The organism is Jatrophihabitans sp. (assembly GCF_036000465.1).
In the GTDB taxonomy this organism is placed as follows: Bacteria; Actinomycetota; Actinomycetes; order Mycobacteriales; family Jatrophihabitantaceae; genus Jatrophihabitans.
The window spans coordinates 328,143-344,124 of record NZ_DASYFV010000016.1 but is presented as its reverse complement, the minus strand read 5'-3'; the positions used below and the strand labels follow the sequence as shown (position 1 = coordinate 344,124).

Annotated in this window: 12 protein-coding genes; 4 read left to right on the top strand and 8 right to left on the bottom strand. The window is 70.8% G+C overall.

The window, feature by feature from the left end; all coding sequences use genetic code 11:
* Positions 1-21 precede the first annotated feature (21 nt).
* From VGN18_RS07435 to dnaE, 3 genes are read right to left on the bottom strand one after another with little or no spacing between them, the layout of a single operon-like run.
* Entirely contained in the window at positions 22-858 is an 837-nt protein-coding gene (locus VGN18_RS07435) for a CoA ester lyase (protein WP_327539027.1), read from the bottom strand.
* Positions 855-1,316: a MaoC family dehydratase gene (locus tag VGN18_RS07430; RefSeq protein ID WP_327539026.1), complete on the bottom strand. Its 462-nt coding sequence runs from the start codon at positions 1,314-1,316 to the stop codon at positions 855-857. Before VGN18_RS07430 ends, VGN18_RS07435 begins: the two co-directional genes overlap by 4 nt.
* Positions 1,313-4,798 (bottom strand): DNA polymerase III subunit alpha, encoded by a 3,486-nt coding sequence (dnaE, locus tag VGN18_RS07425; protein WP_414655023.1) that lies wholly within the window; start codon positions 4,796-4,798, stop codon positions 1,313-1,315. Before dnaE ends, VGN18_RS07430 begins: the two co-directional genes overlap by 4 nt.
* A gap of 247 nt (positions 4,799-5,045) precedes the next feature.
* Between dnaE and otsB the strand changes: the two genes are divergently transcribed.
* Positions 5,046-5,828: a trehalose-phosphatase gene (gene otsB, locus VGN18_RS07420; RefSeq protein WP_327539024.1), complete on the top strand. Its 783-nt coding sequence runs from the start codon at positions 5,046-5,048 to the stop codon at positions 5,826-5,828.
* Here otsB and VGN18_RS07415 read toward each other — a convergent pair whose 3' ends face one another.
* From VGN18_RS07415 to VGN18_RS07400, 4 genes are all read right to left on the bottom strand, one after another.
* Complete coding sequence (locus VGN18_RS07415; RefSeq protein WP_327539023.1) at positions 5,829-7,253, bottom strand: trehalose-6-phosphate synthase; 1,425 nt, start codon at positions 7,251-7,253, stop codon at positions 5,829-5,831.
* A gap of 37 nt (positions 7,254-7,290) precedes the next feature.
* The gene (locus VGN18_RS07410; RefSeq protein WP_327539022.1) at positions 7,291-8,217 is read right to left on the bottom strand and encodes an RluA family pseudouridine synthase; all 927 of its coding nucleotides are present in this window, start codon (positions 8,215-8,217) and stop codon (positions 7,291-7,293) included.
* Positions 8,210-8,803 carry a signal peptidase II gene (gene lspA / locus VGN18_RS07405; protein ID WP_327539021.1) on the bottom strand — a complete coding sequence of 198 codons (594 nt, stop codon included), beginning with the start codon at positions 8,801-8,803 and terminating at the stop codon, positions 8,210-8,212. Before lspA ends, VGN18_RS07410 begins: the two co-directional genes overlap by 8 nt.
* Before the next feature lie 72 nt (positions 8,804-8,875).
* Positions 8,876-9,865: a TraR/DksA family transcriptional regulator gene (locus VGN18_RS07400; RefSeq protein ID WP_327539020.1), complete on the bottom strand. Its 990-nt coding sequence runs from the start codon at positions 9,863-9,865 to the stop codon at positions 8,876-8,878.
* Positions 9,866-10,351: 486 nt separating this feature from the next.
* Between VGN18_RS07400 and ileS the strand changes: the two genes are divergently transcribed.
* The 3 genes from ileS to VGN18_RS07385 all read left to right on the top strand — a co-directional run bounded on the left by ileS (position 10,352) and on the right by VGN18_RS07385 (position 15,063).
* Positions 10,352-13,480 (top strand): isoleucine--tRNA ligase, encoded by a 3,129-nt coding sequence (gene ileS, locus VGN18_RS07395; protein ID WP_327539019.1) that lies wholly within the window; start codon positions 10,352-10,354, stop codon positions 13,478-13,480.
* A gap of 5 nt (positions 13,481-13,485) precedes the next feature.
* Positions 13,486-14,592, top strand: coding sequence for a DNA glycosylase AlkZ-like family protein (locus tag VGN18_RS07390; RefSeq protein WP_327539018.1), 1,107 nt, complete (start codon positions 13,486-13,488; stop codon positions 14,590-14,592).
* Positions 14,593-14,757: 165 nt separating this feature from the next.
* Positions 14,758-15,063 carry a hypothetical protein gene (locus VGN18_RS07385; RefSeq protein ID WP_327539017.1) on the top strand — a complete coding sequence of 102 codons (306 nt, stop codon included), beginning with the start codon at positions 14,758-14,760 and terminating at the stop codon, positions 15,061-15,063.
* Between the two features lie 163 nt (positions 15,064-15,226).
* On the opposite strand, the gene VGN18_RS07380 is transcribed toward VGN18_RS07385, so the two are convergent.
* A complete protein-coding gene (locus VGN18_RS07380; protein ID WP_327539016.1) occupies positions 15,227-15,922 on the bottom strand; it encodes an SGNH/GDSL hydrolase family protein in 696 nt (231 codons plus the stop codon).
* Between the last annotated feature and the right edge of the window lie 60 nt (positions 15,923-15,982).

Here is a 15,982-nt window from a genome sequence, read left to right as displayed (position 1 = left end):
GCCGCTACGAACCGTGGCCCGTCAGGGCGCCGGCCGCACCCGGGCCAGCACCTGGCGGGCCATTCGTACGTGCACGTCGTCGACCATCTGCCCGTCGACGGTGCCCACCCCGCCGGCTTCGGCGATGTCGAGGACGGCCCGGGCGTGCGCCAGCTGCGCCTCGGTCGGGCTGAAGACCTCGTGGGCGAGCACGACCTGGCGGGGGTGGACGCAGATCTTGCCGGTGTAGCCGATCGCCCGGCCCGCCGCGGCGTCGGCCCGGAAGCGCTCGTCGTCGCGGATCGACATGACCGCCTGGTCGAGCGCGGCGACCCCGGCCAGGTGCGCGCCGAGCAGGGTGTGGCTGCGGGCGTAGAGCACCTCGGTGCTCTCGGCCGTGCGCTCGCCGCCGACGTCGGCGATGTAGTCCTCGGCGCCGAAGTAGGCGGCGTCCGGCCCGGCGGCCAGCAGCGGACGCGAGTCGGCGACCCCGAGCGCGGTCTCCAGCCCGACGACGATCACCGCGCCCTCGGGCAGTCGCGCCCGAAGAAGCTCGAGCTGCCCGACCTGCTCGTACTTCGGCAGCACCACGCCGCCCACGCCGCCCTCGGAGAGCGACTGCGCGGCCGCGGCGAGGTCGGCCTCGAACCACTCGGTGTCCATGGCATTGAGGCGCACCACGACGACCCCGGCCGCCCCGGTGAGCTCGGCCACCGCCGCGAGGGCGGGGATGCGGGCCGCGTCCTTCTCCCCCGCCGCGACGGCGTCCTCGAGGTCGACGACCGAGATGTCGGCGCCGGCGCGGGGCAGCTTGGCGATCATGTCCGGGCGCGAGCCCGGCACGAACAGCAGGCTGCGCGGCGGCGCGGCGAGGCTCACGACCCCTCCGGCCGTCGGTGCATCAGGCCGGTGCGCCTGAGGCGGCAGACGAGCTCGTCGCGCTGGTTGAACGCGCGATGCTCGAACACGACCAGCCCGGCATCGGGGCGCGACTTCGACTCCCGCGCCTCGACGACCTCGGTCTCGACCCGGATCGTGTCGCCGGCGAACACCGGCGCCGGGAAGGTGACGTCGGTCAGGCCGAGCTGCGCCACCAGCGTGCCGAGGGTCAGCTCGTAGACCGAGAGCCCGACCACGAGCGCCGCGGTGAACATGCTGTTGACCAGCGGCTTGCCGAACTGCGTGCCGGCCGCGTACTCGGCGTCGAGGTGCAGCGGTGCCGGGTTCATCGTCATCGTCGTGAACAGCACGTTGTCGGTCTCGGTGACCGTCCGCCGCACGGCGTGCTCGACCGTGGTGCCGACCGGCAGCTCCTCGAACCACTTCCCGCCGGTCATGCGGAAATGGCCGCCGGGCCGAGGAGGGCCTTGAGGTCACCCATCAACGCGGCCGACGGCGTGACCCGGAAGCCGTCGCCGAGGCGCAGCACGTGCACCCGCTCGCCGTTGACCAGCGACAGGTGCACCTCGGTCGTGCCGGGGTGCGTGGACAGCACGTCCTTGAGCCGGTCGACCAGCGGCGGCGTGCACCGGGCCGGCGCCATCTTCACCTGCACCGGGCCGCGCTCGGTCTGCGTGGTGTCCAGCATCGACAGGTCGCTGGCGATCAGCTTCACCGTGTCCTCGCGGGAGTCGGTGCGGCCCTTGATCGACACCACGGCGTCCTCGGCGATGTTGAGGGCGACCTGGGCGTAGGTGGCCGGGAAGAACATCACCTCGATCGAGCCCTCGAGGTCCTCGAGCACGGCGTTGGCCCAGGGCGCCCCGGCCTTGGTGACCCGGCGGTTCACCGAGGAGAGGATGCCGGCCAGCGTGAGGCTCTGCGGCTCCCCCGAGCCCTCTGCCTGCACCGACGCGATGGTGGTGTCGGCGGCCGAGGCGAGGATGTGCTCGAGCCCGAACAGCGGGTGGTCGGAGACGTAGAGGCCGAGCATCTCGCGCTCGAACTGCAGCAGCACCTTCTTGTCCCACTCGCCCTCGGGCACCCGCACCGCGAAGACGTCGTCGACCGGATCGGCCGTCTCGTCGCCCATGGTGCCGAAGAGGTCGAACTGGCCGATGGCCTCGGCCCGCTTGGTGTCGAGCACCGCGTCGACGGCGGCCTCGTAGACGTTGATCAGTCCGCGCCGGGTGTGGCCCAGCGAGTCGAACGCGCCGCCCTTGATCAGACCCTCGATGGTGCGCTTGTTGCAGACCACGGCATCGACCTTGCGCAGAAAATCGCCGACGTCGGCGAACGCGCCCTTGACCTTGCGGGTGGCCACCACCGAGCCGACGACGTTGGCGCCGACGTTGCGGATGGCGGTGAGGCCGAAGCGGATGTCGGTGCCGGTCGGGGTGAAGTTCGCATCGGACTCGTTGACGCACGGGGGCAGCACCTTGATGCCCATCCGCCGGCACTCGGCCAGGTAGATGGCCATCTTGTCCTTGTCGTCCTTGACCGACGTCAGCAGCGCGGCCATGTACTCGGCCGGGTAGTTCGCCTTGAGGAACGCCGTCCAGTAGGAGATGACACCGTAGGCGGCCGAGTGCGCCTTGTTGAACGCGTAGTCGGAGAACGGCAGCAGGATGTCCCAGAGGGTCTTGACCGCCGACGCCGAGTAACCGCGCTCCTTCATGCCGGCCTCGAACTGGGCGAACTGGGCGTCCAGCTCGGCCTTCTTCTTCTTGCCCATCGCGCGGCGCAGCAGGTCGGCGGCGCCGAGGGAGTACCCGGCCACCTTCTGCGCGATCGCCATGACCTGTTCCTGGTAGACGATCAGCCCGTAGGTGTCGCCCAGCGTCTCCTCGAGCGCCTCGGCGAGCTCGGGGTGGATCGGCACCACCGGCTTGCGGCCGTTCTTGCGATCGGCGTACTCGTTGTGCGAGTTCGCGCCCATCGGGCCGGGCCGGTAGAGCGCGCCGACGGCCGAGATGTCCTCGAAGTTGTCGGGACGCATCGATCGCAGCAGGGCGCGCATCGGCCCGCCGTCGAGCTGGAACACGCCGAGGGTGTCGCCGCGGGCGAGCAGTTCGAAGGTGTTCTTGTCGGTGAGTTCGAGATCCTCCAGCACCACCGTCTCGCCCCGGTTGGCCTTGATGTTGGCCAGCGCGTCGTCGAGGACCGTCAGGTTGCGCAACCCGAGGAAGTCCATCTTGATCAGGCCGAGCTTCTCGCAGGTCGGGTAGTCGAACTGCGTGATGATCGCGCCGTCCTGTTCCCGCTTCATGATCGGGATGAGGTCGAGCAGCGGGTCGCTGGACATGATCACGCCGGCGGCGTGCACGCCCCACTGCCGCTTGAGGCCCTCGAGCCCCTTGGCCTGGTCGACGACCTTCTTGACCTCGACGTCGGCCTCGTAGAGCGCGCGGAACTCGCCGCCCTCGTTGTAGCGGTCGTGGCTGGTGTCGAAGATCTTGCCGAGCGGGACGTCCTTGCCCATCACCGGCGGCGGCATGACCTTGGTGATGCGGTCGCCCATGGCGAAGGGGTAGCCGAGGACGCGGCCGGCGTCCTTGACCGCCTGCTTGGCCTTGATCGTGCCGTAGGTGACGATCTGCGCGACGCGGTCGCTGCCGTACTTCTCGCTGACGTAACGGATGACCTCGCCGCGCCGGCGCTCGTCGAAGTCGACGTCGAAGTCGGGCATCGAGACGCGGTCGGGGTTGAGGAACCGCTCGAAGATCAGCCCGTGCTCGAGCGGGTTGAGGTCGGTGATGCGCATGGCGTAGGCGACCATCGAGCCGGCGCCCGAACCGCGGCCCGGGCCGACCCGGATGCCGTTGTCCTTGGCCCAGTTGATGAAGTCGGCGACGACGAGGAAGTAGCCCGGGAAGTTCATCTGCTCGATGACCTTCACCTCGAAGTCCGCCTGCTTCTGGACGTCGTCGGGGATGCCGTTCGGGAATCGGCGGGCCAGGCCGGCGGCGACCTCCTTGGCGAACCAGGTGCGCTCGGTCTCACCCTCGGGCACCGGGAACCGGGGCATGTACGTGCCGTTGCCCTCGGTGAAGTTCACCTCGCAGCGCTCGGCGATCAGCAGCGTGTTGTCGCAGGCCTCGCGGAGGTCGTACTTGTCGGCCCAGAGCGAACGCATCTCGGCCGGGCTCTTGAGGTAGAAGTCGCGGGCGTCGAACTTGAACCGGTTCGGGTCGGCCATGGTCTTGCCCGACTGCACGCAGAGCAGGATCTCGTGGGTATCGGCATCGGCGGCGTGCGTGTAGTGCAGGTCGTTGGTGGCGATCATCGGCAGCTCGAGATCGCGGGCGAGCTTCAGCAGGTCGTCCCGGACGCGGGTCTCGATGTCGAGGCCGTGGTCCATGAGCTCGAGGAAGTAGTTCTCCTTGCCGAAGATGTCGCGGAACTCGGCAGCGCTGGCCCGGGCCTTCTCGTAGTCGCCGATGCGCAGCCAGGTCTGGATCTCCCCCGACGGGCAGCCGGTGGTGGCGATCAGCCCTTCGGCGTACTGGGCGAGCAGCTCGCGGTCGGCCCGCGGCTTGTAGAAGAACCCCTCGATGGACGAGCGCGACGACAGCCGGAACAGGTTGTGCATGCCCGTGGTGTTCTCGGCGAGCAGGGTCATGTGGGTGAACGCGCCGGCGCCCGAGACGTCGTCGTCGCCGCCCTTGTTCCACCGCACCCGGGTGCGGTCGGAGCGGTGCGTGTTCGGGGTTACGTAGGCCTCCATGCCGATGATGGGTTTGACCCCGGCGGCGGTGGCCTTGCTGTAGAAGTCGTGCGCGCCGAAGACGTTGCCGTGGTCGGTCATGGCCAGCGCAGGCATGCCCATGCGAGCCGCTTCGGCGAACAGCTCGGTCAGCCGGGCCGCACCGTCGAGCATCGAGTACTCGGTGTGGTTGTGCAGATGCACGAAGCTGTCTGAAGCGCCTAATCCCACGGTGTTCGGTGCCGCCCTTCGCCTGGTGCCTGGCTGGTTCTCGCGGCGCCGGCCCGGGCGCCGGAACGATTCTCACACCCGCCACCGACAGCCGTCGGCGTGTCGTCCAGGCGTGTCCCTCGACCTCCGGTCGAGGGTGAGCCCGCCCACCCGCAACGGTGGCCGTCCGCCGCGAGGCAGGATGGAGGTCGTGGATGTCGCCGCGCTCGTCGCCTCGCTCGCCCCCGTTCTCGACGGGGCGGTGATCGCCACCGACTTCGACGGCACGCTGGCCCCACTCCAGCGCGACCCGCAGGACTCGCGACCGGTCGAGGGGTCGTTGGCGGCCCTGACCGCGCTCGCCGAGCGCGGGGCGCACATCGCGGTCATCACCGGGCGGGACGCCCACACCGTGCTGCGCCTGGGCGGGTTGGCGACCGTCCCGGGCCTCACCGTCGCCGGCCTCTACGGCGCGGAGACGTGGGCCGAGGGCGAGCTGTCCACCCCGGACACCCCGCCGGCGATGGAGTCGCTGCAGGACCAGTTGCCGTCGGTTCTGGCCGACGCCTACCCCGATCCGGACGTCTGGGTCGAGGACAAGCGGCTGTCCCTCGTGGTGCACGTGCGCCGCACCGCGGACCCCGACGGCGCGCTGGCCGCGCTGCACGACCCGGTACGCGGGCTGGCCGAGGACCTCGAGCTCGAGATGCACCCGGGCGCGCACGTGCTCGAGCTGCGGCTGCCGGGTATCGACAAGGCGGGCGCGCTGAGCCGGCTCGTCGACGAGCACGACCCCCGCGGCGTGCTCTACCTCGGCGACGACCTGGGCGACCTGCCGGCGTTCGCCGAGATAGCCCGGCTGCGCGACGCGGGTCGTACCGCGTGGTCGGTGGGCGTGCTGTCGTCGTCGGCCGACGCGGTGCGCGACGCGTGTGACGTCACCGTGCCCGATCCGCGCGCGGTGGTGACGCTGCTGCGCGCGCTGGCGCAGTGATCAGGCGAGCGCGTCGAGCTGGGCCTGGAACCACGCGACCGGCGGCAGGGCGACGGCAGCGGCCCGCATCCGCTTCGCCCGCTCGGCCCGCTCGTCGAGCGGCATCAGCAGGGCCTCGTGCAGGGCGGTCGCGGTGGCGGTCACGTCGAACGGGTTGACCGTCAACGCGTCGTCGCCGAGCACCTCGGCCGCGCCGAGCTCGCGCGAGAGCACGAGCGCGGGGTCGCGTTCGGACAGCACGAGCGCCTCGAGCACGACCAGGTTCATGCCGTCGCGCACCGGGTTGACCAGCACGACGTCGGTGCGTCGCAGCAGGGCGAGCGCGGCCGGGTAGTCGTCGCCGATCTCGAACAGCAGCGGGGTCCACTCGTCCGTGCTGAACTCGTCGTCGATCTCCGCGGCCAGGCGTTCGATCCGCGCGGTGTACTCGCGATAGGCGGGCAGGTCCTCGCGCGAGGGGTTGTTGTAGACGCCGTGGACGACCTTGCCGTGCCACTCGGGACGCGTGCGCAGCAGTTCGCGATACGCGAGCAGGCCGCGGTAGACGTTCTTCGACAGTTCGGTGCGGTCGAGGCGCCCGATGAGCAGGCGGTCGCCGACGACGTCCTGCAGCACCCGCAACGCGCTGTCGACGCTGCGGCGGCCGGCGAGGCGGTGCATCTCGTCGGCGTCGGTGCCGAGCGGGAAGACGCGCACACCCTTCGCCTCGACCCCGGCCACCGCCCGCGCGGTGGCGCTGAACAGGTCGGCCCAGCGCTGGGTGTGGAAGCCGATGACGTCGGCGCCGAGCATGCCGTCGACCAGCGCCAGCTGGACGTCGTCGGGCAGGATCGCGAAGTCGTCGGGCGCGACCCACGGGGTGTGGGCGAACAGGCCGATCCGCACGTCGGGACGCCGGTCGCGCAGCATCTTCGGCACGAGGAACAGGTGGTAGTCCTGCACCATGACCTCGGCGTTCGGGGCGGCGGCATCGGCCAGCGCGTCGGCGAAGGCCTGGTTGAACCGGACGTAGCTCGCCCACTGGCGCCGCCAGTTGGCGTCGAACGAGGGCTGCGTCGGCAGCTCGTAGAGCCGGTGCAGCACGAACCACAGCGTCGAGTTGGCGATGCCGTTGTACGCGTTGCGGAAGGTCTGCGCGTCGATCGGCAGCATGCGGACGTCGAAGTCGCCGTTGAGCGCCTCGGCCACCAGCGGCAGCTCCGAGACGTGCCCACCGGGTGCCTGCCGGGCGAGCGAGCGCTCCCGGTCGTTCATGGCGGCGCTGACCCAGACGGCGTCGGGTGTGGCCGACAGCGCGGCCTGCATCCCGGAGACGAGTCCCCCGCTGCCGCGCCTCACCTCGTCGTCTCCGTCGTCCACTGCGACGACGGTCAGGGGTCCGCGATTGCTGGCGACGAGAAGGGGGGCATGGCCGGTAGAAGTCACGACCTCGTTCCTACCCAGCGCGCCTGGGGCGTACCCGCTACTCGTCGGCGATGGCGTCCAGGGCGTGCTGGAGGTCGGCGGGGTAGGGCGACACGACCCGCAACTCCTCCCCCGTCGAGGGGTGCTCGAAGCCGAGTTCGCGGGCGTGCAGCCACTGCCGGCTCAGCCCCAACCGGGCCGCCAGGGTCGGGTCGGCGCCGTAGGTGAGATCGCCCACGCAGGGGTGTCGCACCGCCGACATGTGCACCCGGATCTGGTGGGTGCGCCCGGTCTCGAGGTGGATGTCGAGCAGCGTCGCCGCGCGGAACGCCTCGACCGTCTCGTAGTGCGTGATGCTCGCGCGGCCGCCGGCGACGACGGCGAACCTGTAGTCCGAGCTCGGGTGCCGGCCGATGGGCGCGTCGATGGTGCCTCGGGTGGGGTCGGGGTGGCCCTGGACGAGCGCGCTGTAGCGCTTGTCGACGGTGCGTTCCTTGAACGCCCGCTTCAGGTGCGTGTACGCCCGGTCGCTCTTGGCCACGACCATCACCCCGGTGGTGCCGGCGTCGAGGCGGTGCACGATGCCCTGCCGCTCGGCCGGGCCGTGGCTCGACAGCCGGTAGCCCATGGCCGCCAGGCCCTGCGTGACCGTCGGACCGGTCCAACCCGGGCTGGGGTGGGCCGCCACGCCGATCGGCTTGTCGACGACCACGACGTCGTCGTCGTCGTGGAGCACGACGAGGCCGTCGACCGCCTCCGGTGGCGCGGGCGGGCCGGTGTCGGGCGAGGGCAGCGTGACCTCGAGCCACGAGCCGGTGCACACCTTGGCGCTGCGCGCGGTCACGACGCCGTCGAGGCTGACGTGCCCCTCGTCGATGAGGTCGGCCGCCGCGGTGCGGGAGAACCCGAAGAGGCGTGAGATCGCGACGTCGAGGCGCAGCCCGTCCAATCCGTCCGGGACGGGCAGCAGGCGGGTGTCACTCATGCCGGGTGTGTTTCGCGCTGGCGCGGCGACCGTCGATTTCGACGCCGATGACGGCCAGCAGCCCGGCCAGGATCGCGCCGCAGACGATGCCGGAGTCGGCGATGTTGAAGATCGGCCACTTGTCGTCGTACTTGCCGAACACGCTGATCCAGTCGACGACGTGCCCGCGGAGGAATCCGGGCGAGCGGAAGATGCGGTCGACGAGGTTGCCGAGCGCCCCACCGAGGATGAGCCCGAGCGCGATCGCCCACCGGGTGCTGTGCATACGAGCCGCGGTGCGCACGATGACGACGACGACCGCGAGTGCGACCACGGTGAGGATGACCGTGAAGCCGGTGCCCAGCGAGAACGCGGCGCCGGAGTTGCGCATCTGGTTGAGATAGAGCGCGCCGCCGAGCAGGCGCACCGGGTCGTGCCCCAGGGGCAGGTTCGCCGCGACGAGGACCTTGGAGAGCAGGTCGAGCCCGAAAACGGCGACGGCCACGACGACGAAGAAGGCAACGCGGCGGGGCTCGGCCGGGGCGGCGGGCTGGTCGTCCGGCGTGGCGCCGACGGGGTCCGGACGGGCGTCGTCCTGGCGGGTCACTGGGGAATCACGAGTTCATTGTCCCGTACCCGGGGCGGGGCCGACGCCGCCCCGGAGCCGACCGGCGTTTCGTCAGCGGCGCTCCTCGCGCTGCTTGCACGCGACGTCGAGGGTGGCGGCCGGGAAAGCCTTGAGGCGCGCCTTGGGGATCGGCTTGCCGCAACGCTCGCAGAAGCCGTAGGTGCCGGAGTCGATGCGCTCGATGGCCCGCTCGATCTGGGTCATCAGGTCGAGGCGGTTGGCCGCGATCGACTGCTCCTGCTCGCGCTCGAAGGTCTTGCTCCCGGCGTCGGCCTGGTCGTCGCCGGCGCCGTCGGTGCTCGAACGCTGCAGGTCGTCGAGGTCGCGCATCGAGATGTCGTAGGCGCTGCGCATCTCGGTCAGCTCGTCGAGCAGCTCGGTCCGCACGGCGGCGAGCTCTTGCTTGGTCCACTCCGAGCCGGCCGGCACGGCCATGTCGTCGGCGGACTTCTTCACGGGTGCTGCCTTGGTCACAGGTGCTGCTTTCTTCGCAGGAGGGGCCGGATCGGCCGGTCCACTAGTGATGACCGGAGCGGCCGCCGGGCTAACAGCTGCGGCCTTCGGAGTGACCTTCTTCGCGGCCTTCTTGGCCGGAGCGGCCTTCTTCGCGGGTGCAGCCTTCTTCGCGGGTGCAGCCTTCTTCGCGGGGGCGGCCTTCTTGGCCGGGGCGGCCTTCTTCGCGGGGGCGGCCTTCTTCGCGGGGGCGGCCTTCTTCGCGGGTGCGGCCTTCTTCGCGGGTGCGGCCTTCTTCGCGGGTGCAGCCTTCTTCGCGGGTGCAGCCTTCTTCGCGGGTGCAGCCTTCTTCGCGGGTGCGGCCTTCTTCGCCGGGGCGGCCTTCTTCGCGGGTGCAGCCTTCTTGGCCGGAGCGACCTTCTTGGCCGGAGCGACCTTCTTGGCCGGAGCGACCTTCTTGGCCGGAGCGACCTTCTTGGCCGGAGCGGCCTTCTTCGCGGGTGCGACCTTCTTGGCCGGAGCCGCCTTCTTCGCCGCCGAGGTGGTGGCCCGCCGAATCGCGCGACCGATACGTCCGACGGCAGCCATGGGTACCTCTTTCGTCATCGGACGCGCATCGGACGGACTGCCCGGGGTCGCGACCCACAAGAGCGGCCAATATATGAGCCAGCCCACCCCGCCGCCACTGTCCACGCCGAATTCGGCGCCTCGAACGGTCCGGAAGTCGGGCCTGACAGCGTTTCAGGCCGGCCCGGTCGGGCGCCGAACGCTTACCCACGGGCGCTGATCCGCCCGGATCGCTACCATCGACCTCGCAGTGACGAGGACGAGTAGTCGCGGAGCCCAACCTCAGCGACCCGGGGACGGTGCGAGCCCGGGGGTACGGACCGCCGGCGAAATCACCTCCGAGCGCCGGAAGAACGGGCCCGAGCCCTACTAGACCCGGAACAGCACAACGAGTGGGCGCGGCGCCGATCCCGGAGCCGGGTCAACGAGGGTGGTACCGCGGTGCGCGAGTCGGTGCATCGTCCCTCGAGTCTTGGCCGTACCTCGGACTCGAAGGAGCACGACCGCATGACCACCGACCCGGCCGCCTACCAGCCGCTGCCCGCCCACGTCGACCTGCCCGAGATGGATCGCGCGGTCATCGAGACCTGGCGCGAGAGCAAGGTCTTCCAGCGGAGTGTCGACGCCACCGTCGGGGGTCCGGCCTGGACGTTCTACGAGGGCCCGCCCACCGCCAACGGGATGCCCGGCACGCACCACGTCGAGGCCCGCGTCTTCAAGGACGTCTTCCCCCGCTACCGCACGATGCGCGGCCAGCACGTCCAGCGGCGCGCCGGCTGGGACTGCCACGGTCTGCCGGTCGAGCTGGCGGTCGAGAAAGAGCTCGGCTTCACCGGCAAGGCCGACATCGAGGCGTACGGGATCGCCGAGTTCAACGCCAAGTGCCGCGAGAACGTCCAGCGCCACGTCGACGCCTTCGAGACCATGAGCGAGCGCATGGGCTACTGGGCCGACTACGAGCACGCGTACTGGACCATGACGCCCGACTACGTCGAGTCGGTGTGGTGGGCCCTGAAGACCATCTTCGACAAGGGCCTGCTCGTCGAGGACTACCGCGTCGCGCCGTACTGCCCGCGCTGCGGCACCACGCTGTCCGACCACGAGGTCGCGCAGGGCTACGAGGACGTCACCGATCCGTCGGTCTTCGTCCGTTTCCCGCTGACCTCGGGCCCGTGGGCCGGGAAGGCCGACCTGCTGGTGTGGACGACGACGCCGTGGACGCTCGTCTCCAACACCGCCGTCGCGGTCAATCCCGACGTCACCTACGTCGTCGCCCGCACCGGCGCTGCCACGCTGGTCGTCGCGGAACCCCTGCTGCAGAAGGCTCTGGGCGAGGATGTCGAGATCCTTGAGCGCATCGCCGCCCGCGACATGGAGCGCTGGACCTACCAGCGCCCGTTCGAGCTGGTCGAACTCGAGGGCGCCAACTTCGTCGTCCTCGCCGACTACGTCACCACCGACGACGGCTCCGGCCTGGTGCACCAGGCGCCGGCCTTCGGCGCCGACGACCTCGCGGTCTGCCGCGCCTACGGGCTGCCGGTGGTCAAGCCGATCACCGCCGACGGCCACTTCGAGGCCGACCTGCCGCTCGTCGGCGGCGCGTTCTTCAAGGACGCCGACGAGGCACTGGTCGCCGACCTGCGCGCCCGCGGCCTGCTGTTCCGGCACGTCCCCTACACGCACAGCTACCCGCACTGCTGGCGGTGCCACACGCCGCTCATGTACTTCGCGCTGCCGTCCTGGTACGTCCGCACGACCGCGATCAAGGACCGGCTGCTCGCCGAGAACGAGGCCACCAACTGGTACCCGGCCACCATCAAGCACGGCCGTTTCGGCGACTGGCTGAACAACAACATCGACTGGGCGCTCTCGCGCGACCGCTACTGGGGCACGCCCCTGCCGGTGTGGCGCAACGACGCCGATCCGTCGCGGATGGTGTGCGTCGGTTCGCTGGCCGAGCTGCGCGAACTGTCCGGCGTCGAGCTCGACGACCCGCACCGCCCGTTCGTCGACGACGTCACCTTCACCCTCGACGGCGAGGACGGAACATACCGTCGGGTACCCCAGGTCATCGACGCCTGGTTCGACTCCGGCTCGATGCCGTTCGCCCAGTTCGGGGCGCCGTACCGCAATGCCGACGAGGCCGCGACGGCCTACCCGGCCGACTTCATCTGCGAGGCGATCGACCAGACGCGCGGCTGGTTCTACTCGCTGATGGCCATCGGCACCCTGGTGTTCGACCAGTCGTCGTACCGCAACGTGGTCTGCCTCGGGCACATCATGGCCGAGGACGGCCGCAAGATGAGCAAGCACCTCGGCAACATCCTCGAGCCGATCCCGCTGATGGACCGCCACGGCGCCGACGCCGTGCGCTGGTTCATGGCCTGCAGCGGTTCGCCCTGGTCGCCGCGCCGCGTCGGGCACAAGGTGCTCGAGGAGATCGCGTCCAAGGTGATCCGCACGTACTGGTCGGTCGCGTCGTTCCAGTCGCTGTACGCCCGCGCGAACTCGTGGACCCCGTCGGCGGGCGCGGCCGGCGAGCGGACCGTGCTCGACCGCTGGGCGCTGTCCGAGGCGCAGCGGTGCGCCCTCGAGGTCGGTGACGCCCTCGAGAACTTCGACACCGCGCGGGCCGGCCGGGCGATCAGCACGTACATCGACGACCTGTCGAACTGGTACGTGCGCCGCTCGCGGCGTCGCTTCTGGGACGGCGACCCGGCCGCCCTCGGCACGCTGCACGAGTGCCTGCACGTCCTCACGCTGGTGATGGCGCCGCTCACGCCGTTCGTGACCGAGCGGGTGTGGTCGGCGCTGTTCGCCGGCCAGGAGGGTCAGCCCGATTCGGTACACCTGGCCGGGTGGCCCACGGTGGACGTCGCCGGTGTCGACGCCGAGCTGGGCGAGCAGGTCGCGCTCGTCCGCCGGCTGGTCGAGCTCGGCCGGGCGGCTCGCGCCGGGTCGAAGGTGAAGACCCGGCAGCCGCTGTCCCGCGCGCTCATCTCGGCGCCGGGTTGGGCCGCGCTGCCGGCCGACCTGCAGGACCAGGTGCGGGACGAGCTGAACGTCGTCGACCTGGCTCGGCTGGGCGACGCCGACGAACTGGTCGAGCTGAGCGTGAAGGCCAACTTCCGCGAGCTCGGCCGCCGCTTCGGCAAGCGCACGCAGACGGTCGCCAACGCGATCGCGGCCACCGATCCGGTCGAGCTGGTGGCGGCCTACCGAGCCGGCACGGCGTCGGTCGTGGTCGACGGCGAGACCCTCCCGATCGGCGGCGACGAGATCGTCGTCAGCGAGACACCGCGCTCCGGCTGGGCCGTGGCCTCCGACGGCGCCGACACCGTCGCGCTCGACCTCGAGCTGACCCACGAGCTGCGGCTGGCCGGACTCGCCCGCGAGATCGTCCGGCTGGTGCAGGACGCCCGCAAGAACGCCGGCTTCGAGGTCACCGACCGCATCGAGCTGTGGTGGCGGGTGGGCGGCTCCCCCGAGCCGGCCGAGGCGATCCGCACGCACGCCGAGCAGCTGACCGGCGAGGTGCTGGCGACCGCGCTGCACGAGGGCGCACCCGACGGCGACGCGTTCAGCGCCGCCGACGAGGAGCTGGGTCTCACCATCTGGCTGCGCCGCCTAACCTGATCACCATGAAGGTGCACGAGCTGTCGCCCCGGGACGCGCGACGCATCGCGGTCCGGGCCCAGCTGCTCGACGCCCAGCGGCCGGGTGACCTGATCGCGACGGCTCGCCACCTGACGCTGTTGCAGCACGACCAGACCGCCGCCGTCGCGCCGAACGCCGAGCTCGTGATGTGGAGCCGGCTCGGCTCGACGTGCCCGCGCGGCGCGGTGAACGACGCCTTCGAGCAACTGGCGCTCATCGACCTGTTCGGCCTGCTGCGCCCGGCCGAGGACCTCGCGCTGTATCGCGCGGAGATGGCCGAGTGGCCCGGCGCCGACGGCGTGCCGTACTGGCTCGAGAGCTCGGCCGAGTGGGTGCGGGCCAACGACGGCTTCCGCCTCGACCTCCTCGACGAGCTGCTGCGCGAGGGGCCGCTGACCTCGCGCGAGCTGCCCGACACGTGCACGGTGCCGTGGCGCTCGTCGGGCTGGAACAACAACCGCAACGTGCCGAAGATGCTGGATCTCCTCACCCAGCGCGGCGAGGTGGCCGTTGCCGGTCGCCGCGGCCGTGACCGCCTGTGGGATCTCGCCGACCGCATCTATCCCGACGACGAGCCGGTTCCGACGGCCGAGGCCCTGCGCGTCCGCAACGAGCGCCGCCTGCGCTCGCTCGGCATCGCACGGGCCAAGGGGCCGGTCAGTCCGAACGAGCCCAACGGCGTCGAGGAGGCGGGCGAGCCCGCGGTCATCGAGGGCGTGAAGGGGCAGTGGCGGGTCGACCCGTCGTATATGGGCGGGACGTTCCGGGGCCGGGCTGCGGTCCTGTCCCCGCTCGACCGGTTGATCTTCGACCGCAAGCGCATGGAGGAGATCTTCGACTTCGACTACCAGCTCGAGATGTACAAGCCCGCCTCCGCCCGCCGCTTCGGCTACTGGGCCATGCCGATCCTGTACGGCGACGAGCTGGTCGGAAAGGTCGATGCCACTACCGACGCGCGGCAGGGCGTGCTCCGCGTCGACGCCGTGCACCAGGACGTCGCGTTCACGAAGGCAATGACCCGCGCGGTCACTGCCGAGCTCACCGACCTGGCCGCCTGGCTCGACGTCGAGCCGCTACTCCCTGGCATATAAGGGCATTCACGCCAATTCGGCGGAGCGATCAGGGGCGAAGGTCCCGATATTCCGAGGCCGCGCGAAGCTGTACTCGGATCGGCTCCCGCCCACCCGATGATGTCACTGACGGGGCACGCCGGCCCCCGCGTCGGCGCCATCGCGCCGCTCGGAACGAGGACACACTTGCCACGGACCAAGCGAGCATCCTCGCAGCATGACCACGACGACGCCGAGCATCGCGCGACGGCGCAGGCCTGGGCCGACGACCTCGTCCGGGCGCTGGACAAGTGCGATCGACTCGACGCCACGATGGTCGGGCTCGTGTATGTCGGCGGCCTGACGCACAGCCTGGTGGCCCAGCGCCTGGCGCTTCCGTTGGATCAGGTGAATACCGGCATTGCTCGCGCTATGCAGTGCATCGGGCAGAGCCTCACGGGCGGGGGGACCGCCCTCGCGCTCCGACCGACGACAGGAACGGTCCTCGAATGACGGTGCTGGTTGCCGTGCTCGCGGCGGCGATCGGCGCCACGCTCGGTGTGTCCCTCGACCGACGGGCCCGAAGGGTCGGCCAGGTCATGCTTGTGACCGAGGTGATGGCCGCTCTCGGTGCGTTGCGTCGCGATATCAACGCACTACCCGACCTCATCGCGGCTCAGTCGTCCAGGCCGATACCGGTACCGACCGGCGCCACGACGCGCCCGGCGTCCCAAGCGCTGACGAACGCGGCCGCGATGCGCCGGTAGCCGCTGTCGCTCGGATGGAAGAAGTCGCCGGCCAGCTCGGTGAGGATCCGGGTACCGGTCGTGTGGAATTCGACCCGGGCGAGGAAAAGGGCGGGGAACTCCGCGACCACGTCGCGCACGATCTGCGAGAGCTGGGCAGCGGCGGCGATGCGCGCACACCACTGGAACTCCGGCACGTCCCCGACGATCGAGCCGGGCGGCAGTTGCCCGCACACCTGCCGCAGGTCGGCCCGGAACGCGTCGGGCTCGGTGCGGCCGGAGTCGTTGGCCCCGATGCAGACCGTGACGATGTCGGCGTCGACCGGCACGGGCAGTTGGGCCGCGATCAGGTCGGCGATCCGCGCTCCGTACACCGCCCGGTTGTCGATACGCACACTGCGTCCGCCTGCGGACGCGACGTGGCTCGCGAACCGGCCGAGCCACGACATGGACGGCCGCGACAAACCGATGCCCTGGGTGAGCGAGTCGCCCAACGCGACGAGGTTCAGCTCGCCGCGTTGCGCGCGTCGATGCCAGTACCGCCGCCGCGGGCCGACCGAGATCCTCACCCGTAGAGCGCGGACGAGCACGAGCAGGGGGAGCCAGGCCAGCCGACGCTTGCGCATACCCACCCGTTCGCTCGCCCGGGCGAGCGCGGATCCGTCGACTCGGTCACGCTCCGGCGC

What these genes read in the sequence shown, in the direction of transcription:
- VGN18_RS07410 (WP_327539022.1), bottom strand. Translation starts at nt 8,217, where the DNA reads ATGAGTGACACCCGCCTGCTGCCCGTCCCGGACGGATTGGACGGGCTG.
- dnaE (WP_414655023.1), bottom strand. Translation starts at nt 4,798, where the DNA reads ATGCTCGACGGTGCGGCCCGGCTGACCGAGCTGTTCGCCGAAGCGGCT.
- VGN18_RS07380 (WP_327539016.1), bottom strand. Translation starts at nt 15,922, where the DNA reads ATGCGCAAGCGTCGGCTGGCCTGGCTCCCCCTGCTCGTGCTCGTCCGC.
- VGN18_RS07390 (WP_327539018.1), top strand. Translation starts at nt 13,486, where the DNA reads ATGAAGGTGCACGAGCTGTCGCCCCGGGACGCGCGACGCATCGCGGTC.
- ileS (WP_327539019.1), top strand. Translation starts at nt 10,352, where the DNA reads ATGACCACCGACCCGGCCGCCTACCAGCCGCTGCCCGCCCACGTCGAC.
- VGN18_RS07430 (WP_327539026.1), bottom strand. Translation starts at nt 1,316, where the DNA reads ATGACCGGCGGGAAGTGGTTCGAGGAGCTGCCGGTCGGCACCACGGTC.
- VGN18_RS07400 (WP_327539020.1), bottom strand. Translation starts at nt 9,865, where the DNA reads ATGGCTGCCGTCGGACGTATCGGTCGCGCGATTCGGCGGGCCACCACC.